This is a genomic window from Pseudoduganella aquatica (assembly GCF_009857595.1).
GTDB classification, from domain to species: Bacteria; Pseudomonadota; Gammaproteobacteria; order Burkholderiales; family Burkholderiaceae_D; genus Rugamonas; species Rugamonas aquatica_A.
In genome coordinates this window covers 22,840-42,410 of sequence record NZ_WWCU01000002.1, presented here as the reverse complement: position 1 = coordinate 42,410, position 19,571 = coordinate 22,840, and the positions used below count along the sequence as shown (strand labels likewise).

The following is a 19,571-nucleotide window of genomic DNA, read 5'->3' as shown; positions in this document are numbered from 1 at the left end:
AATCTCAGCGCCAGCTGATGATAATACGAACAAAATAACATTCACTTTTGCGTAGACCGCAAAGCCGAGGATAGATTTGCCCACCTAAAACTGCATCCTCAGCACAGCGACAAACCAAAAGCGTTGTTTTGCTTTGCGTAGGCTTTCGGACCAGTCCGCTTTCCCCATAGCAGTCGTTGCGGTTTTCCTATTATCGCGGCGTGGACTTCCCAAGACGGATTGCGTAGAAGGTGGAACAAGCACTTCCGATAAGGCTTAATACCATGATCGCCCCCCAAAACCTAAGGTTCTGCAAAGAACGCTCCCCGACATAAATGCTGCCCGCTTGGAGGATGCCCATTGCAGAATAAAGCGCAACCAGAAGCATTAGTGCTGTGGCCCACCAGCAGCAAATTCGTTTCGCGTTAAGAGTCATAGGTAACGTTCAAGTTGTGAGGGCGTTGTGAAATTTCCGATTGGGCGGCCGCTATTGGCCGTTAGGCGCCTTTTTATCCACCGCTTGCTAGATCTAAAATGTAATCCGGCGAGATTTCCGAGAACACGCCGCCGCCCGGAGTTTTTCAGTTCCCTTGGTGACGAAATTAGCTCGGTTGGTGGGATGTCGCACTGAGTGAATTTAATGCTATAGGCATCGGCTCAAGCTGACTTACCCTTCAATTTATTAGAACAAGACATGAAGTATTAGTCGTCGCCTAAAGTCTCCAATGCCTCGAAAACTCCTTCGCGACGTTGAGGGTCGCGGAGTTCTTTCGCCGCGAACAGTGCCCCAATAAGTGATATGGCTCCGATTACAATGCACCAGAAAATTCCGACGCCTTCAACCAGGCCAAAGTTAAAGGCACACAGTACAGCTGCGAGCATTGCGGCAAAGAACGTGAAAATTGCTCTCCAACGCCTCTCAAATCGGATGAACTGGCGTTCGGTCATGCGCATGACCACCTCCTCTCTCATATTGGTCCGTCCGCTTGTGACCGGACTCGGCCGTCGCTACTCAGGATAACATCTGCTTAGGTGAAAAATACACGCATTGTCACTGGCAGGCCGCCGCCCCAAAGCAGTCTCGCATTAGCACGCCCCGCGTGTTGACCGCCTCTCCCTGGCTGGATCGTGCGGCCGGCAATAGCCAGCGTGACGCATGATGCCAGCGGCCCTGCCTTCCGCGTTAATAGTCACTGTCAGGACGAACTGCTCGCCCCAATGCGATTTGTAGTAGCTGGCCCTGGGCCAAGGTGGCGGCGCGAAATCAAGTGTAATGCGTGCCGCCGTGATTTCCTCAAGCTGAATGCAGGAGAAGTATGCCAGCTTTTCAAGAAGACGGCGGTAGCGCACCAATACAGGAGCAAATTCGGAAGAATACGGCTGCAGGGATGACGTCAACAGGTCGATTGACACCGTGGGCCTACAATGCTGCTCGGCCAGCAAACGCAGTTGGCCGATTGACCAGTAGCCATACAGATCATTGTTCCGGCTGGCGAACGAGTTGCACAACCCGTTGGCGATGTTTGTCAGGCGAGCCCTTCGAGGCATACGTCGGTCTCCACTTGTACTGCTATCTCGACAATTAGCTCGGGAACATGGGTTAGTTCTCTGCCGAGCCGCGATGGACCGCTTTTGGCCGGACTCGGCCGTTGGTGCACAGGGTAGCAGGTTGCCTACATGGAAAATTCACGAATTGTCACACAAGGCAGAAGTCGCCCCAATGCCGACAATCAAATTAGATACATTCTTATTCAACATCATCTTGCGTGGGGTAGTGCGAGACTGCCAGCCCCAGTCCTAGCTCAGCCACACGTTGCAAGAACGCGGACGAAAAAGAGCTGGTTTGAGTAACAAATTCTGGACGTGTCGCCACTGCAAAATCCAAGGTTGCCTTCGCAACATCTGCAGATGAAACAAGTATGGAAATTTCGTTGTAATTCGTCGCCAGATAGAGTTCCGCATCGGCGATTTGACGTGCAACATCCTCAATTTCGGCATCACTAACATCGAAGTTGGCGCCCGAATCAGCATGGAACTGGCCCTTCAAAAATCGCTCTTCTCCTTTCCGCCAGGCAACGATGGGGATGAGATTTACACCTCGAAGCAGAACATCAATATCAAGATGTTCACCGGACACTCGCAACACGCAGGACATCGCTGACTCCATTTCATAAATGACCGGAAGTGGCCGTTTTCTGTCGTATCGTTGCTGACATTTACAGCTTCCATACCGTACGAAATTCGACAGGCTTCAGTGAGCATTCGTTCGTTGATTGGCTAAGGCAGTCACATCGCAACCGCCACTTGCTGCGACTTGCTTCACTTGACTGGAAAACGCACGGCCAAGTTGCATTACCGTCGGACCGCACGATGAAGAAAAAGTGCAGATGACCGCGCCCCCCAAAAGAACACCACCAAGAATAATTCCCGTAGCAATTCTCATCATTTTGTACTTATCCGGTCGCCCCTAACCAGAACATTGTCAGCGCAAAAGACACAAGGAAACAGGATATCGCGAACCATTGAAAGTTAGAGTAGCGAATTTCCGCAGTAACCCAACCGCCAAAGCTCCGTAACGTGGCAATGGCCCAAATCGGTAGCGTGGCCGAGATGACGAGGCACAGCCACCATCTATTCCGTACCATTCATCCTCCTTAACGTAATTCTTACCAATGTCCGCTGTGACCGGTAGCGGCCCAACTCGATATTAAAGGTTGAAAGGCTAACTCTCGCAGGTAAATCCATAGTCCTTCTTATACCGGGCGACTTCATCCTTAGGCATAGATTTGAAGAGAGCGCATACGGTGAAGCTGCCCATCTGCTTACCATCCCGTTCGTAGCCCCAGTCGGAAATTTGCTCTCGCTTGAATACGTAGAATTTCCCCCATTCCACTGATTTGACTACTTTCGGCTCATTCGCGAGGATGCCTGCGAAGCCGCTGTTGACTTCCTTGAATGGGCTCATCCAGAAATGTTCAACGCCGTTGTCGTCGGACATCATCACCTTTAACTTGAAACCCGTCGCGCCAGCAGGCGGATTTCTAGACATGGCCAGGAAGCTGTCCAGCGTGCTTCGTGCTTTTTCCATTGCCATGGCCATATTCTTATCCTGAACGTTGACCATTTGGTGCTTGTCGGCGATTTTTTCGGCGGCATAGCTGAGGCCGGAGAACAGCGGCAGCAGCATCAATGCAAATTTCATCATGCGAGTGCTCAATAAAATAGTTGGCTAGCTAGGCAGCCCAGTTTCACAAGGAAAACCAAAGCCAATGTCTGTTCTTGGCCGGACCAGGCCGATCGAACTAAGCATAGCAATAGTGTTTCCTAGGATAGCAATCTAGTTCCAGCGAACCAAGTTCCGCTCATAGCACCGCAATCATGGGCTAACCTTAGGCTGAACATGCAGCTCTGCCATAAACATACGACGCATGCTTTGTTCAACTTCCTTAGCTAATCCGTCGGGCCTACCTGCGCTAAATTCGTGCCTTACGTCGTCATCGTCCAACAGCCAAATGCTCCAGGCTACATCCGTCACATCGGTAGACGGTAACAGTTCCCTGCTCGCCCAGATATCATTGACCAGTTGGGTGAGCAAGGAGATTTCCTCCGGCGCCAATGGCCGAGTTACTTGCTCGCCGATGCTTTGCTGGCTGGTGGAACGATTCAATCGGGCGTAAATCTGGGTCGCCTCGGCGCGCTGTAGGTCTATCACGTACCACGTTGAACCATCGCCGAAAAAGCTACCAAACGAAAGCACAAGTCCTCGCTGCGGCAGGGCGATGGGAATGCTTGGCATTGTGCAGGGCCGGCACAACCGCATTTTAGTGGGCGCATACGCTGGCGTAACGGCCTGCGCAGGTAAGGCGGCAAATGTTCCGCTCGACAGAACGAACGCAACGGGCATGGCAAGTAGGCGTAAGTGCATTGTGATATTTTTTGCCGTTGCAAAACTTGGTTGTCTGCATTAAGGATAACATTTTGTAAAACCACAAAAATACACCCTTTGTAACAGCAACCGGTCACAAGCAAGCTCTTATGGCGATACCTTGTCTTGCCGTGGCTCAGCCGCCGGGTCTGCTCGTAGATTGCGTGCCATAAAAACGCTGATGCGGCGCTCGTAGTCCGCTGGCGAGAATGCATGTAGATCGACATGCCCAGCTCCGGGCACCAGCCACAGCTCCTTGGGTTCGGCGGCGGTTTGGAACAGGCGCTGCGTTTCCGGCAGCGTCGTGAGCTGGTCCTCGCTTCCAGCCGCAATCAATACGGGCGCCTTCAAGCTGCCGATATGATCTATAGGGCGCAGTTGCTCCCGGCTGATACCCAGCCGCAGCGGCAATTGCATGAGCAGCAGTTCGGACAGCGGACCACCGGCAGCGCCGAAGCGCAATTTCAAACGGTCCACGACCGCTTCCTCAATCGTCGGGTACATCGATTCCAGCACCACGGCATCCAGCGGGCCGCAGTCCCGGCAAAGCACCAGCGAGGCGGCGCCAAGCGATACGCCGATCACGCCTATGCGCTGTCCTTGATTCCGCCGCCGCAGTTCGGCCAGCGCCGCGCGCACACCTTCGGCTTCCGTCAAGCCAAAGGTGACCGCGTCGGCCGTGCTGGCACCCTGGCCCGGCAGGTCAATGAGGAGGATGGAGTAGCCTTGCTGGTGCAGAAAGCGTGCGCGCTGCACCATCTGCCGCCTGTCGGCGCGGATGCCATGCAGGAGCAGGATGGCTCCGCGTCCTTCTCCCGCGAGGTAGGACGCGGCGACGGCCTGGCCTGGCCCCGCATGCAGCGTGATGGCCTCTGCGTCAAGGGCCGGCAACGCCACCTCTTTTGGCGTAACGGCGATCAGCAAAGAACCCATTACCCAAACTGCGGCGGCGCACACCAGCATGGCCAGCGTGATGAGGTAGATCACCGGGTGCCGCCGCAGATGCTCCGCCAACGCGTAAGAACGTCTCACGCAAACACCTGCCGGTAGCGGCCCTTGGCGTCCAGCGTGACGGTCCGCAACTCCCCGCCATGGCGCAGCGCGGCCTTTGCGCCGGGCTGGCCACGGATGCCCAGTTGCGTCAACCGTCCTGCGCGCCATTCGATGTCCAGCTCCATGCCGCCGCGCACACGGACGCCGTTCAGCTTGCCGTCGGGCCAGGCTTTGGGCAGCGCAGGCAGCAGGCGGGTTTCGCCGCCCCAGGACTGCACCAGCATCTCCAGTATCCCGGCCGCGCCGCCGAAGTTGCCGTCGATCTGGAACGGCGGGTGCGCGTCGAACATATTCGGATAGGTGCGGGACGGCCCAAGCAAGCCCAGCAGGATTGCATGCGCGCGCTCGCCCTCCCCCATGCGTGCCCACAGCGCCAGCCGCCATGCGGTGGCCCAGCCGGTGGACTTGTCGCCACGCGTGTTGAGCGTGGTCTTGGCGGCGGCCACCAGCTCCGGCGTGTCGCGCACATTGATCTGCTCGCTGGGGTAGACGCCGTACAGGTGCGACACGTGCCGGTGCTTTTGCTCGGGCGCCTTGCCGTCCCAGTCATCCAGCCATTCCTGCAACTGGCCTTGCGCGCCGATGCGGTCCGCCGGCAGGCGCGCACGCGCCGCTGCAACGGCGGCGGCAAATTCGCCGTCCGCCTCCTTGAGCTGGCCGTGCGCTGCCAGCGTCCACGCAAACAGGTCGCGCACAATCTGGCGGTCCATGGCGGGGCCGGCGCAGATCGCCACGCCCGGCTGGTGCGCGTTCTCCGGCGACATGGACGGCGACGTCACCAGGCCGCGCCCCTTGCGGTCTTCCACCAGCGTGTCGATGAAGAACAGCGCCGCGCCCTTGAGCAGCGGGTAGATGCGGCGCAGGTAGGCCTGGTCGGGCTGGTACTCGTAGTGGTCCCACAATGTCTTGCACAGCCAGGCGCCGCCGCAGGGCCACATGCCCCATTTGGGACCGTCGATGGGCGCGGCGGCGCGCCACAAGTCGGTGTTGTGATGCACCACCCAGCCGCGCGCGCCGTAGCCTTTGCGCGCGGCGACGGCGCCGGTTACGGCCAGGTCTTCTATCATGCGCAGCACCGGCTCCACGCACTCGCCAAGGTTGGCCGCTTCCGCCGGCCAGTAGTTCATCTGCGTGTTGATGTTGATGGTGTACTTGGAACCCCAGGGCGGATTGTTGCCTTCGTTCCAGATGCCTTGCAGGTTCGCCGGCTGACTGCCCGCGCGTGAAGACGACAGCAGCAAATAGCGCGCGTACTGAACGTAAAGGGTGGCCAGGCCGGGATCGGCCCCGCTCTCGGCGGCGGCGATGCGCCGGTCGGTTAAACGCGGTGGCTGCACACTGTCCGCTGGTCCGCCCAGCCGGATGGACATGCGCGCGTACGGCGCTTGATGCGCCTTCATGTGCGCAGCCTTGAGCCGAGCATATGGCTGCAGCGCTGCGGCGCCGGTCTGCTTGCGCACTGCCGTCACCGGGTCGCCGCTCACGTCCGCGTAGTTCACATAGTTGGTGCCCGCGCCCACCAGCAGCGTAATCTCCCGCGCGCCGCGCACTTGCAGCCGGTCGCCTGCGACGGCGATCTTGCCGTCCCCTACCGCCTGGATGCGCACGGCATACCGCAGCGCGGCCGCTACGCCTGCCGACGGCTGGTTGCGCCCCTGCACCAGCAGCGCGCCCGGCCCGTCCGCCGCTATCGATAGCGAGGCCGGGCGTTTGTCTTCGTTCAGCGTTTCCGTGTACTGGCTGGCGCCGGCATCGGCTGCGCGCAACAAGCCGTACTTCACGTCCGAGGGATGGCGGTAGCCCAGATCGAAGTTCAGTTTCGCGCCGCCGCTGGCCATCAGCCGTATCACCAGCACCTGGTCGGGGGCGCTGGCAAACACTTCACGCACGTGCGCGGCCTCACCGCTCGCAATGCGCGTGGTGGCAATGGCACTGGCCAGATCCAGGGAGCGGTCGTAGGTAGCGCTATCCTTGAGACCTATAAAATCCAGCAGCAGGTCCCCTGCGGCGCCGTAGGGCATCTGTTTCATCGGGATGCCGAACATGGCGGAGCCGGCTAGGTCCGAGGCTTCCTGGTAGCGCTCCTGCTCAATCAGCGCGCGCACTTTCGGCAAGGCTTCCAGCGAGGCGGGGTTATTGGGGTCGTAGGGACCGCCTGCGTACAGGGTGTCTTCATTGAGCTGGATGCGTTCCTGGGCAACGCGCCCAAACACCATGGCGCCGAGGCGGCCATTCCCGACCGGCAGCGCTTCAACCCAGGGCGCTGCGGGCTTGTCGTACCACAAGCTCAAGCTCTCCCGGCCACCATGAATCTGTTCCACAACCTTCGCCTGCGCCAGCGCGGGGAAGACTGCGGCCAGCCCCGCCGACACCATGAAGCTCCTCCGCTTGCGGTTGAGGCCCGCAGTTGGCTTGCCTGCTTTCTTGTCCAATCGCTTCCCCTTATTCGGCTTTGAAGGTGTTGCCCGTTGCCGCCCAGTAGATGCCGCCATACAGGTGGTGGCGGAAAACCGGGTCGCCATAGCTTGCGGGCAGGTGGCCCAGGGCCGTGTAGAAGGAGCGGCCACCGTCGTATTGCTGATACCAGCTGATGGGGTGGAAGGTTCCCATGCCTTTAACCGGCTTGTAGGTGGACTCGTCCACTGAGAGCAGGTAGTGGAGCTGGTCCGACGTGGCGGGCTTGAAGGCGTACCACTCTTCCGTCACCAGGCTGCGCGGGGCGTAGCGGTCCATGCCGGGGAAGTTGCGGTCTTCGACCTTGAGTACGGCGCTCTGGTTGGCGGGGTGGTACTGGAACATATGGCCCACCAGCCTGGTGTACCACGGCCAGCCGTATTCGGTGTCCGCCGCGCTGTGCACGCCGACGTAGCCGCCGCCGGCCTTGATGTATTTCTCGAACGCCGCCTTTTGCGGCTGGTCCAGGATGTCGCCGCTGGTCAGCAGGAAGACCACGGCCTGGTACTTGGATAGTTCCTCGTCCTTGAAGACGCGCTTGGGGTCCTCGGTCCAGAACACCGAGAAGTCGTGCAGCTTGCCGAGTTCCTGGATGGCCGCCACGCCCGCCGGTATCGAATCATGATGCCAGCCGCCGGTCTTGGAGAACACCAGCACATTGAATTGCCCGGCTTGCGCGCAGCAGCAGCACAGGGACAGAAGGAAGGCGAATAGCGTTTTCATCGGAGCCCGGCTGAGTGGTCGAGTCCCGCAACGTAATTCAGGATGATTTATTTGTCAACAGCCAGCTAGGTCCAATCTTCGATCTTTAAGCCTGGCACCAGACGAAACGAATGATCACTCGTAACCAGCACCCTGCTCTGGTTCAACGCATGGGCCGCGATCAACAAGTCCAGCGGGGCTAGGACTAGGCCTTGCGCTGTCATCCCAGCCCTAAGCACGCCATAGCCCTCTGCCACAGCATCCCCCCAGGGCAAGACATCGACCCGACGTAAAAACTCGCGCACAGCAAGCTGCAGACGAGTGGCCTCGGGTCGTCTCGCCAAACCGAACATCAGCTCGGCTTTGGTAATCGCCGAAACGCCTAACGCGCTCATCGGCACTTCTTGCAGCCTGCTGGCAATTGCAGCATTACCTCTGATCAGATAGCTGACCGAGTTGGTGTCCAGCATATACAGCGTCATTCACGCCACTCGTCAAAGGGATCACGCGGCGTTGCGTCCGTCCGACGGTCTTCCTCGCAAAGGAAATCGGCAGGCACTTCGGCCCCCTTGAGTGCAGCAAAAAAGCCATTCCAGTCGCCAGGACGGCGCGACAAGATCACGTCTCCGGTTTCCGGGTCTTTACGAATGAACACTTCTTTGGTGTCAAACCGAAATGCGTCGGGCAGGCGCACTGCTTGGCTGCGTCCGTTGATGAAAAGTTTGGCGACATGGCTCATGGCGGCTCCTCTGCATAGGCACCAGTATAGTCCTTTCCAAAACTGTCCCGCGCAGGCGTGCTAGGCGAAGCTGCCCATCAGCCAAAGCAGCGCGCTGAGCGTACCGAACGAAGCAACGGTGGCCAGCACCAGCGCGGCGGCGGCGCGCTCGGTGAAGCCGTAGGGCAGCGCCAGCAGGGGGTAGATGCTCATCATCGGCATGGCGGCCATCAGCACGGCGGCGTTGCGCAAATCGGGCTCCAGCGGCGCAACGCCGAGCAGCGGCAAGGCCGCCAGGGCCAGCGCCACCATCAGCGGATGCAGCAGCAGCTTGCCCGCCGCGATGGGCGCCACCTTCATGCTTACGCCGCGCAGCGGCAGGCCCACCAGCGTTCCGCCGATCACGAACACCGACAGTGCGCCGCTGGCCTGCGCGAACATGGTGACGCTGCGGCCCAGCGGCGCAGGCAGCTGCAGTTCCAGCAAAGACACGGCCAGCCCCGCCAGCAGCGCGATAATGAGCGGATTGCGTGCCAGCTGCTTGAGCGTGGCCTTGAATGCCGCAGCGCCTCCGGCAGCGCCCTCGGCGCCCGCCTTGCGCGCGCTGGTCTCGAGCAAGACCAGCAGCAGCGGCAGCAGCACCACGTTTTCCACCACCACGTTCAGCGCCAGCGCCGTAGTGGCCACGCCCGGCAGCGCCAGCAGCAGGATGGGGTAGCCGATGAAGGCACTGTTCGAGCTGCACATGCCCATGGCGTGCAGCAGCGCCTGCTGATGGCTCAGTCCGAAAGCCTTCCTCGCCAGCGCATAGGCGCCGCCCAGCATGGCCAGTCCGCCGGCGGTGTAGGCCAGCAGGTAGCCGGGAACGATGATGTCGGCGATATGGCGCTGGGCGATGGCGTTGAACACCAGCGCAGGCAGCGCCAGCTTGAGGACGAATTTGCCAAAGGCGAGCAGCTCCGCCTTGCCGAACACCCCGGCGCGCGTGGTGGCGTAGCCGAGGGCGATAATGATGTAGATGGGACTGACGATGGCGAGGATGGCAAGCATGCGGAGGGGCGGCGTCATTGGGCAACCCAGCATTATAATTGCACTCTCGTCGCGCACGCTCCCACGCTGCGCCCATAACAGATAGTCAGCAATGTCAAAACTAAAACAGCTCCCGCCCCTGGAGGCGTCCCGCGCCGTGCCGCCGGAAGGCGCCGCCGCCAGGAAACTGGCGCGCGAACAGAAGGACGCGCAAGTGCGCGGCGTGACTTCCATCCAGGCGATGCGGGACGCGATAAAGCGGTCCGCGCGCAGCCTGCCCCACATTACCGAGGTGCCGCGCGTGGGCGTGCTCAGCGCGGCGCAGTTCCGCGCCCGCGCCGCGCAGGGCCTGCCTTTCCTGATGACCGGCCTGGTGGGCAAATGGCCGCTGTGCGCCCTCACCCCGTCCGCGCTGCGCGAGCGCTACAGCCACCTGCCGGTGCGCGCGCGGGTGGGCGACTACATCGGCACCGCCTTCGCGCCCGACCGCGCCATGCAGGACATGTCCATGCTGGAGTACCTGGAGCTGGCCGCCGACGGCAGCCACGCGCTGCCGCCCTACCTGGGCAACCTGGAGCTGCGCGAGCTGAACAGCCTGTGCCACTGGCCCGCCTACTTCAGCAAGATGGGGCCGCCGCGCTTCTGGATAGGTCCGGCCGGCACCCGCACGCCACTGCACTGCGACTATGACGACAACATCTTCGCGCAGATCTGGGGCAGCAAGCGCATCTTCCTGGCGCCGCCCCACCACGACGAGTTCCTCTACCCCAGCGAGGCCAACGCCATCCTGTTCGGCTCGCCCTTCGACCCGGAAGCGCCGGATTTCGAGGCCTTCCCGCTGGCGCGCCAGGCCACCATGATAGAGCTGCTGGTCCAGCCCGGCGACATGCTGTACGTGCCGGCCGGCTGGTACCACCAGGTGAGCGCGCTGTCGTTTTCGCTGTCGTCCAACCGCTGGGCGCGCGGCGTGCCGTTCGCGCTGCACGGCGACGCGTCCCTGCTGCGCAGCGACTAGCTATCTCAAACCAGCTATCTCAAAAACACATAGCTCAACCGAGAAAAGGCATTCCTCGCCCGCGCCGCTCCGGCGGATGATATGCGGCACACATCCGCAACGGGGCGATCGTGAAATGTACACCTGAACTAGCCGGCTGGCTGTGCCAGTCGCAGACCGGCGCGTCGCTGCACGCGCGCCTGGCGGCGTCCAGCCACAGCGACGCCTGCCCGCTGTGCGGCGACCCGCTCTCGTCCACCAACGACGACCTGCCCTGCCTGCACTGGCTGGCCAACCCCTACAGCAAGCCGGCGCGCATGGCCGCCGTGTTCGCCAACTACGCCGTGGCCGACGTGGTGCGCTATATGCTCGTCTGGACCACCTCCGCCACCCGGCGCGATCCGGCCCGCCACCTGCACTGCAACATGGGCGGCAACAACGGCGACCACACCGTGGACATCCTGATCGGCTTCCGCAACCGCAGCTGGCGCTTCCTGCTCGACGACGCGCGCGGCGCCAGTTTCGAGTACGCCAGCGCCCGCACCGGCTTCGCCTTCCGCCTTCCCCTCACCCTGCAGCACGGCGACGCTGCTGCGCTGCAGCAGCTGGCCGAACTGGCCAAAATCGGCTGTACAGAAATACAACAGCATTGCTCGACTGTTTGAGCAATACGACGTGCGGCCGGTGCGCGTAGACATTTTGCAAACTCCTTCCGTTACCTTCACGTTGCGGTAACCATAAAAATCAACAGGGAGACACGCATCATGTTACGAAAAGCAACCACTTCTGCCGTCCTGCTCGCTTTGCTGTCCATCGCCGGCAGCGCCGGCGCCGTCATCACCAGCCCCGGCAAGCAGATAGAAAACCTGAATCGCGGCGCCGTCGCCATCAAATCCCCGGCCGGCGTGTTCATCAGCTGGCGCCAGCTCGCCACCGACGCCGCCGGCACCACCTTCAACGTCTACAAGGGCGGCGTCAAGCTGAACGCCTCGCCGCTGAACGCGCTCAACTACACCGACGCGGCCGGCACCGCGGCGAGCAGCTATTCGGTGCGCGCCGTGGTCAACGGCGTGGAGCAGAACGGCTACGAAGCGGGCGCCACCTGGGCCAACCTGTACAAATCGCTGCCGGTGCAGGCGCCGCCGGCCGGCGTCACACCCACCGGCCAGGCCTACACCTACGAGATCAACGACGGCTCGGCCGCCGACCTGGACGGCGACGGCACCTACGAGATCATCATCAAGTGGCAGCCCACCAACGCGCAGGACAACTCCCTGTCCGGCTACACCGGCAACACCTACCTGGACGCCTACAAGCTCGACGGCACCCGCCTGTGGCGCATCGACCTGGGCAAGAACATCCGCGCCGGCGCCCACTACACCACCTTCCTGGCCTATGACTTCGACGGCGACGGCCAGGCCGAGGTCATGGCCAAGACCGCCGACGGCACCATCGACGGCCAGGGCGTGGTGATCGGCTCGGCCACGGCCGACCACCGCAACACCGCCGGCTACATCCTCACCGGCCCCGAGTTCCTCACCGTGTTCAACGGCCTGACCGGCGCGGCCATGAAGACCGTGAACTACCTGCCGGCGCGCGGCACCGTGTCCGCCTGGGGCGACAACTACGGCAACCGCGTGGACCGCTTCCTGGGCGGCGTGGCCAACCTGGACGGCAACCGCCCCAGCGCCATCTTCTCGCGCGGCTACTACACGCGCGCCGTGATCGCCGCCTGGGACTGGCGCGACGGCGCGCTGACCAGCCGCTGGGTATTCGACACCGACATCGCCGGCGCGGCCGCACGCGGCCAGGGTGCGCACTGGTTCGCCACCGGCGACGTGGACGGCGACGGCAAGGACGACATCGTCTACGGCGCGGCCACCATCGACAGCTACGGCCAGCTCAAATACGCCACCGGCCTGGGCCACGGCGACGCCCTGCACTTCGGCAAGCTCGACCCGAACCGTCCCGGCCAGCAGATCTACATGGTGCACGAGACCCCGGCCGTCTACGGCGCCACCGGCGCCGGCATGCACGACGCGGCCACCGGCGCGCTGATCTGGGGCGTGAGCGGCTCCAACGCCGACGTGGGACGCGGCGTGTGCTTCGACATCGACCCCAACTACGAAGGCGAGGAATGCTGGGCCACGCGCGGCGGCTTCCGCACCGCCACCGGCGCCCTCATCAACGCCACCGCGCCCACCGCCTACGTCAACTTCGCGGCCTGGTGGGACGGCGACCTGCTGCGCGAACCGATGGGCAGCACCTCGATCGACAAGTTCGACCCCGTCACCCGCACCGGCACCAAGATCATCGACGCCGCCCTGAACGGCGCCGCCTCCAACAACGGCACCAAGGCCACCCCGGTGCTGACGGCCGACCTGTTCGGCGACTGGCGCGAGGAAGTCATCTGGCGCAACGCGGCCAACACGGAGCTGCAGATCTACAGCACCACCATCCCCACCGCCACCCGCATCACCACCCTGATGCACAATCCGCAATACCGCACCCAGGTGGCGGGCCAGAACGCCGGCTACAACCAGCCGCCGCACCCGAGCTTCTACCTGGGCGCAGGCGCCACCTCCTTCCCGCAGGACCCCGTGCATATCCCGTTCGACGGCACCGGCACCATCCAGGCCGAAACGGCCATCGTGGGCGGCGGCACGGCAGCCAAGACCGACCGCGCAGGCTACCGCGGCACGGCCTTCCTGACCTTCCCCACCACCGGCGGCAGCGCGGAATTCGGCCGCATCAACGGCGGCGCGGGCGGCAGCAAGACCATCACCATCCGCTACGCCAACGGCAACCCCACGCCGCGCACCGGCGTGCTGAAAGTGAACGGCGTCTCGCAGCCGGTCGCGTTCAAGCCCACCGGCGGCTGGACCACCTGGCTCACCATGACGGCCACGGTCAACCTCGCCGCCGGCAGCGACAACACGCTGCGCTTCGAATCCACCGGCCAAAGCCTGGCCAATATCGACGAACTGCTGGTTCCATAATCCGGAGATGAAATGAAAAAGCTTTACATGATGTTTGCCCTGGCCCTCAGCCTGTTCTCGCAATCGGCGCTCGCGGCCCATATCGGCTGGTACCAGCTGGACGCCACCTGGCGCGACGGCCAGTTCAGCGGCCAGTTCTACTACGACGCCGCGTCGCCCTTCGGCATCACGAAAGTCACCGGCACGCTGGTGGACCTGGCGCAGACCACCAACATCGACAAGGTGTGGAACCTGGAGAACCCCGACCCGCAGCCGTGGGTTTTCCTCGCCAACACCACGGCGGACCAGGGCGGCCAGAATGCCGGTTTCTACCTGACCCTGGTGGACCTGGGCGCCACGCTCGCGCTGGACACCACCGTCAGCAACAACCTGTACGACTGGAGCAATGACGCCTACTTCAACCTGGCGCAGCTGGACGAATCGCCGCTGCAGTCCTACGCCATCAACGCCATCCCGCTGCCGGGCACGGTGCTGCTGATGGGCGTGGGCCTGCTGGCGATGCGTGCGCCGCGCCGCCGCAAGCAGCAGTAAGCGGGACCGGGAGCGTGGCGGCGCCAGGCCGGAAAGGCGCCGCCACAAGTGTTATTATTTAATAACTATCTTGTCCAACCTCCCAAGGATTGAAGCATGCGATTCTACTTCCTCCATAACGACAAAATGCTGACCACGCCCGCCTCGCAAGGGGGCTGCGGCGTCACCGAACAGGAGATCCGCGAGATCACCGTGTGGCAGAACAATATGGATTACAAGTTCGAACTGCATCTGGAAAACCACGGCCCCTACGTCTACATCTTCCCGGACGGGCGCAAGCCGGGCCAGAAGAATATGCCGCGCTACAGTTTCGGCGGCGGCCGCGTCAGCACCTTCGACAGCGACGACTCGCTCACCGCCGGCATCCGCGCCGACGTGCGGGCGGTGGTCGACGGCAACCTGGCGCTGTTCGCGCGGATACACGAGCGCTTCTACGGCCAGGGCGGCGTGGCCAAGAAGATGGCGGACCGGGACGACGGCCCCAGGCACGCCTACTTTGTCTGCAACAACCCCGTTTGCAGCGGCAGGGCCCGGCCGGTGACAGTCGAATTTTCCAGCGCGGCGGCCATGCGGCGCGAAATCAAGGTGTCGCACTCCCACAATATCAACACCGCCGAATACCCCGTCATCCGCTGCCCCAAGACAACCTGCGGCTGGAGCATGGACCTGGTGGAGAAACTGGACGCACCCGATATCGGCGCGCCCAGCAAGGACACCATCCAGTTCGGCGCCTAGTCCCACTTCCTGTAGATGGCCTTCAGCTCGCCGCTCTGCTCCATCGCGGCGAGCACGCGCCGCAGGCGGTTGGCGGTGGCCGGCGCCACATGCTTGCCCAGCACGAAGTGAAACTCCGCGTGCAGCATCACGGTGGGCAGCACGCGCACCTTGTCCGTCACGCCGGCATGCGCCAGCATGCGGGCGATGCCCGGGCCGCGATGGAAATACAGCCGCGCGCGCCCGGCGATCAGCTTCTCCAGATTGAGCCTGGTCTCGGTGGTGCTGGAATCGACCACGATGCCGGGAATCGCCTGCAGCGTGGCGCTGGCGCCGAAGCCCCGGTTCACCAGCACCACCGGCGCCGGGCGCAAGCTGCGCACATCCTCCCACGAGTTGACCACGACGGGATCATCCATCCGCGCCAGCAGGAAAAAATCGACCGGATACAGCGCCGGTTGCAGATAGGTGAATTTGCGCTCCCGCTCCGGCGTGCGCTGCAGCGCGCAGGCCGCGTCCTGCAGCCCGGCAGACAGCTCGGTGGTGATGCGCACCAGCGGCATCCAGCGCTGTACGCCGACAAACTTCAGTCCCGGATCGGCGCGCTCCACGGCGCGCATGATGTCGATGCAGATGCCGGTGATCCGGCCGGAGGATTCATCGATCAGAAACTTCGGCTCCGTGCCCAGTTGCGACGCAACGCGCAGCTCCACGCTTTCCGCAGTGGCGGCAAGCGGCACGGAACAACAAAGCGCCAGCACAAAATGGCGGAACAGAGACAAGCGGAAAGACATGGCAGGATGATACACCAGCCAATTTTCAAGCCCAAAGGAGAACAGTACACATGCCGTTGAAAAGAATCCTCGCACTGGCTTGCATGGCCATCGCCCTGTCAGGCTGCGCAACGGCGCCGGCCCGGACCGGCGCCTTCGTCAAAGGCGCCGACATCGGCTGGCTGCAGCAAATGGAGGCCACGGGCTACAAGTTCCGCAACAAGGACGGCGCCGAACAAGACTGCCTGCAAATCCTGCAAGACTACGGCATCAACACCGTGCGGCTGCGCACTTGGGTCAACCCGTCCGACAGTAAAACCAGCGGCCACAATAGCAAGGACGAAACCGTCGCTATGGCGGTGCGCGCGCAGAAACGCGGCATGCGGGTGATGATCAACTTCCACTACAGCGACTCCTGGGCCGACCCCGCCAAGCAGAAAAAGCCCGCCGCCTGGGAAGGCCACGACTTCCCGCGCCTGCTGCAAGACGTGTACAGCTACACCCACGACGTCATGAGCGCGCTCAAGCAGGCCGGCGTGACGCCCGAATGGGTCCAGGTCGGCAACGAAACGCCGGGCGGCATGATTTATCCCGAAGGCAGCACCGCTAACTGGCCGCAACTGGCACAGCTGATCAACCAGGGCTACGACGCCATCAAGGCCGTCAGTCCCTCGTCCAAGGTTATACTGCACCTGGACCAGGGCAACAACAGCGCGCGCTTCCGTGGCTGGTTCGACCAGGCCCAGGCCCACGGCGCCAGATACGACGTGATCGGTCTCTCCTACTACCCCTACTGGCTGCCCGGCAAGCCGGACTACACGCAATCCATCGGCGACCTGGGCGCCAACCTGGACGACATGGCGGCGCGCTACGGCAAGGAAGTCATGGTGGTCGAAGTCGGCGGCGAAGACACGCAGCCGCAGAACACCTACGACATGCTGGTGGCCGTGCAGCAGAAGGTCAAAGCCGTCCCCGAAGGCAAAGGGCTGGGCATGATCTACTGGGAACCGCAAGGCGCGCGCAACTGGAGCAAATACGCCCTCAGCGCCTGGGGCGACGACGGCCGCCCCACCAAAGCCATGGACGCCTTCCTCACCGACTAATCCCCCCGGGGTCAGTTCTGTCATCGCGTCATAATGACGCGATGACAGAACTGACCCCGGGGTGGTGTAACGGCTAGGTTAACGTTATCATGCCCTCGGATTGATCATCTTGAGGAGAGCATTAATGCTGCATCGCTTACCACCGTTCCGCCCGGCCTGGCGGCGCAGCCTGCTGCTGGCCGCTGTGCTGCAGGCTTGCCAGGCGGTGACGCCGGCCCTGGCCGATGACTTCGACGATATGCGCGCCAAGTGGCTGCTGCGCGCGGCCGGCGGCGCGGCGGCCGATACAGCAGACCAGGAAATCGCCGCCCAGCTCAAGCTCGACGACGCCAACGCGCAACGCTATTGGTCGTCCATGCAGACCGCGCCGGACCGCGCCGCGCTCTGGCCCGACCTGGCCTCCACCACCGTGTCGGCCCACGTCACCAGCGCCTACCGCCGCCTCGCCGCCATGGCCGCCGTCTATGCCTCGCCCAAGTCCGCGCTGCACGGCAATGCCGCGCTGGGCGCCGCCGTGGTCGATGGCCTGGACTGGATGAGCAAAAACCGTTACGCCGCCGGCCGCCATGCCTACAACAACTGGTGGGACTGGCAGATCGGCGCGCCCATGGCGCTCAACGAGGCCGTGATGGCCATGCGCGGCCTGCTCGCGCCGGAGCTGCTGGCGCGCTGCCTGGCCGCCATCGATTTCCATGTGCCCGATCCGGCATGGCGCACCACGCCATCCGGCACTCTGTCGCGCACCGAGGAGACCGGCGCCAACCGCCTCGACAAGGCCTTCGTCGCCATCATGCGCGGCGTGAACGGCAAGCACGCCGCCAAGATCGCCCAGGGCCGCGACGCCATCAGCCACGCCCTCCCCTATGTGACCAGCGGCGACGGTTTCTATGCCGACGGCTCCTTCGTCCAGCACACGCATGTGTCCTACATCGGCGGCTACGGCGTGGTGCTCATGGCCGACATCGCGGCGCTGTACTACGTGCTCAACGGCTCGCCCTGGCAGCTGCAAGACCCGAACGCCGGCCTGCCCTTCGACTGGTCCATGCAGGCCTACCGCCCCTTCATCTACGACGGCGCCATGATGGACATGCAGCGCGGCCGCTCCATTTCGCGCGAGTTCTATTCCGACCACAGCGTGGGCCGCACGGTAACGGGCACGATGGCGGAACTGGCCGAAGTGCTGCCGCCCGCGCAAGGCGCGCAGCTGAAGTCCGTGCTGAAAGGCTGGCTGCAGCGCGACCGCACTTTCGGCGCGTCCTATTTCACGCCTGTGGCGACGGCGGTGCCCGGCATCTACGCCGGCCTGCCGGTCTATCAAATGGGGCTGCTGAAAGCGCTGCAGCGGGACGCCGCCGTGGCGCCGCAACCGGAAGCGGCGGAAACCCGCTACTACCCGGCCACCGACCGCGCCGTGCAGCGCCGTCCCGGCCACGCCTTCACGCTGGCCATGTTCTCGAAGCGCATCAGCTCCTTCGAATCCGGCAACGGCGAAAACCTGCGCGGCTGGTGGACCGGCGTGGGCACGCATTCCCTTTACAACGCGGACCAGACCCAGTACAGCGGCAGCTACTGGCCCACCGCCGATGCCTTGCGCATGCCCGGCACCACCACGGACCACAGCGGCAGCGGCACGCCGGAGAAGTGGAAGCTGTACGCCAACGACAAGTCCGCCGTTGGCGGCGCGGAACTGGCGGGCCAGCACGCGGCCATCGGCATGGACTTCTCCACCAGGGCATGGAGCGACAGCGGCCTGCAGGGCAAGAAGGCCTGGTTCCTGTTCGGGGACCGGGTGGTGGCGGTCGGTTCTGGCATCTCCGCCACTTCCCCCACGGCGGCGGTCGAGACCATCGTAGAGAACCGCAAGCTCAATGCGGGCGGCGACAATACGCTGACGGTCAACGGCGTGCGCCAGCCCGCAACGGCCGGCTGGTCGCACGCGCTGCCTAACACCAAATGGGCGCACCTGGCGGGCAGCGTACCCGGCTCGGACATCGGCTATGTGTTCCCGGACGCGCCCACCGTGCAAGGCCTGCGCGAGGTCCGCACCGGCGCCTGGCGCGATATCAACGTCGAAGGCTCCACCCAGCCGGTCAGCGCCAGCTATCTGAGCCTGGCGCTACCGCACGGCGTCCGCCCAGCTGCGGGCGCCTACACCTTTATCCTGCTGCCCAACCGCAGCGCGGCCCAGGTGGCGGCGTTTGCGGCGGCCAATCCTGTGCGCGTGGCGGAACGCTCCACCGGCGCCACCGCAGTGACCGACAGCGCGCTGGGCCTGACCGGCCTGGTGTTCTGGGAGGATGCGGTCAAGACCGTGAAGGTGGCGGGCAAGCCCTACCTGGCCAGCGACCGCAAGGCCGCCGTGGTGGTGCAGCAGGACGCCGCAGGCCTGCAACTGGCCGTGGCCGATCCCACCCAGGAGAACACGGACGTGATCCACCTGGAGCTGCACCGCAGCGCGCGCGCCGTGCTGTCGCTTGACCCGGCCATCACGGTGCAGCAGCTGAGCCCCACCATCAAACTGACGGTGGCGGTGAAAGGCTCGGCAGGCAAGTCGTATCAGGCGCGCTTCGAACTGAAGCGGCCTTGAGGTTCGGCCG

At 63.2% G+C, this 19,571-nt stretch carries 18 protein-coding genes; 7 read left to right on the top strand and 11 right to left on the bottom strand.

All coding sequences use genetic code 11. The annotated features are described in order from the left end of the window. Nucleotides 1–681 precede the first annotated feature (681 nt). The 10 genes from GTP77_RS02120 to GTP77_RS02075 form a co-directional block, all read right to left on the bottom strand. On the bottom strand, nucleotides 682–933 hold the full coding sequence (locus GTP77_RS02120) for a hypothetical protein (RefSeq protein WP_161070520.1): 252 nt from the start codon (nucleotides 931–933) through the stop codon (nucleotides 682–684). Between the two features lie 793 nt (nucleotides 934–1,726). Continuing rightward, the gene (locus tag GTP77_RS02115) at nucleotides 1,727–2,134 is read right to left on the bottom strand and encodes a hypothetical protein (protein ID WP_161070519.1); all 408 of its coding nucleotides are present in this window, start codon (nucleotides 2,132–2,134) and stop codon (nucleotides 1,727–1,729) included. A gap of 567 nt (nucleotides 2,135–2,701) precedes the next feature. After that, nucleotides 2,702–3,184 carry a YegJ family protein gene (locus tag GTP77_RS02110; protein ID WP_161070518.1) on the bottom strand — a complete coding sequence of 161 codons (483 nt, stop codon included), beginning with the start codon at nucleotides 3,182–3,184 and terminating at the stop codon, nucleotides 2,702–2,704. Between the two features lie 171 nt (nucleotides 3,185–3,355). Further along, nucleotides 3,356–3,775 (bottom strand): hypothetical protein, encoded by a 420-nt coding sequence (locus GTP77_RS02105; protein ID WP_161070517.1) that lies wholly within the window; start codon nucleotides 3,773–3,775, stop codon nucleotides 3,356–3,358. A 237-nt stretch (nucleotides 3,776–4,012) separates the two neighbouring features. Next, nucleotides 4,013–4,891: an alpha/beta hydrolase gene (locus tag GTP77_RS02100; protein ID WP_161070516.1), complete on the bottom strand. Its 879-nt coding sequence runs from the start codon at nucleotides 4,889–4,891 to the stop codon at nucleotides 4,013–4,015. Between the two features lie 41 nt (nucleotides 4,892–4,932). Next, entirely contained in the window at nucleotides 4,933–7,389 is a 2,457-nt protein-coding gene (locus GTP77_RS02095; RefSeq protein WP_223149291.1) for a glycoside hydrolase family 95 protein, read from the bottom strand. Nucleotides 7,390–7,399: 10 nt separating this feature from the next. Next, on the bottom strand, nucleotides 7,400–8,134 hold the full coding sequence (locus GTP77_RS02090) for a ThuA domain-containing protein (RefSeq protein WP_161070515.1): 735 nt from the start codon (nucleotides 8,132–8,134) through the stop codon (nucleotides 7,400–7,402). Between the two features lie 65 nt (nucleotides 8,135–8,199). Beyond that, nucleotides 8,200–8,595 carry a type II toxin-antitoxin system VapC family toxin gene (locus GTP77_RS02085; protein WP_161070514.1) on the bottom strand — a complete coding sequence of 132 codons (396 nt, stop codon included), beginning with the start codon at nucleotides 8,593–8,595 and terminating at the stop codon, nucleotides 8,200–8,202. Beyond that, nucleotides 8,592–8,852, bottom strand: coding sequence for an antitoxin (locus GTP77_RS02080; protein ID WP_161070513.1), 261 nt, complete (start codon nucleotides 8,850–8,852; stop codon nucleotides 8,592–8,594). Before GTP77_RS02080 ends, GTP77_RS02085 begins: the two co-directional genes overlap by 4 nt. A 60-nt stretch (nucleotides 8,853–8,912) precedes the next feature. Beyond that, complete coding sequence (locus tag GTP77_RS02075; protein WP_229202044.1) at nucleotides 8,913–9,899, bottom strand: AEC family transporter; 987 nt, start codon at nucleotides 9,897–9,899, stop codon at nucleotides 8,913–8,915. Nucleotides 9,900–9,972: 73 nt separating this feature from the next. On the opposite strand from GTP77_RS02075, the gene GTP77_RS02070 reads away from it, so the two are divergent. The 5 genes from GTP77_RS02070 to GTP77_RS02050 all read left to right on the top strand — a co-directional run bounded on the left by GTP77_RS02070 (nucleotide 9,973) and on the right by GTP77_RS02050 (nucleotide 15,119). Further along, a complete protein-coding gene (locus GTP77_RS02070) occupies nucleotides 9,973–10,875 on the top strand; it encodes a cupin-like domain-containing protein (protein WP_161070512.1) in 903 nt (300 codons plus the stop codon). Between the two features lie 110 nt (nucleotides 10,876–10,985). Next, nucleotides 10,986–11,519 carry a hypothetical protein gene (locus tag GTP77_RS02065; protein WP_161070511.1) on the top strand — a complete coding sequence of 178 codons (534 nt, stop codon included), beginning with the start codon at nucleotides 10,986–10,988 and terminating at the stop codon, nucleotides 11,517–11,519. A 99-nt stretch (nucleotides 11,520–11,618) separates the two neighbouring features. Continuing rightward, nucleotides 11,619–13,853: a rhamnogalacturonan lyase family protein gene (locus GTP77_RS02060; RefSeq protein WP_187358585.1), complete on the top strand. Its 2,235-nt coding sequence runs from the start codon at nucleotides 11,619–11,621 to the stop codon at nucleotides 13,851–13,853. Nucleotides 13,854–13,865: 12 nt separating this feature from the next. Beyond that, the gene (locus GTP77_RS02055) at nucleotides 13,866–14,384 is read left to right on the top strand and encodes a PEP-CTERM sorting domain-containing protein (protein WP_161070510.1); all 519 of its coding nucleotides are present in this window, start codon (nucleotides 13,866–13,868) and stop codon (nucleotides 14,382–14,384) included. 96 nt (nucleotides 14,385–14,480) lie between these two features. Next, nucleotides 14,481–15,119, top strand: coding sequence for a hypothetical protein (locus GTP77_RS02050; RefSeq protein WP_161070509.1), 639 nt, complete (start codon nucleotides 14,481–14,483; stop codon nucleotides 15,117–15,119). Here the strand turns inward: GTP77_RS02050 and GTP77_RS02045 are convergent. Further along, entirely contained in the window at nucleotides 15,116–15,892 is a 777-nt protein-coding gene (locus GTP77_RS02045) for a substrate-binding periplasmic protein (protein WP_161070508.1), read from the bottom strand. The two genes, GTP77_RS02050 and GTP77_RS02045, sit on opposite strands and share 4 nt — an antisense overlap. Before the next feature lie 50 nt (nucleotides 15,893–15,942). Between GTP77_RS02045 and GTP77_RS02040 the strand changes: the two genes are divergently transcribed. Beyond that, on the top strand, nucleotides 15,943–16,974 hold the full coding sequence (locus GTP77_RS02040) for a glycoside hydrolase family 53 protein (RefSeq protein ID WP_161070507.1): 1,032 nt from the start codon (nucleotides 15,943–15,945) through the stop codon (nucleotides 16,972–16,974). A 124-nt stretch (nucleotides 16,975–17,098) separates the two neighbouring features. Continuing rightward, the gene (locus GTP77_RS02035) at nucleotides 17,099–19,561 is read left to right on the top strand and encodes a polysaccharide lyase 8 family protein (protein ID WP_161070506.1); all 2,463 of its coding nucleotides are present in this window, start codon (nucleotides 17,099–17,101) and stop codon (nucleotides 19,559–19,561) included. The last annotated feature ends 10 nt before the right edge of the window (nucleotides 19,562–19,571 follow it).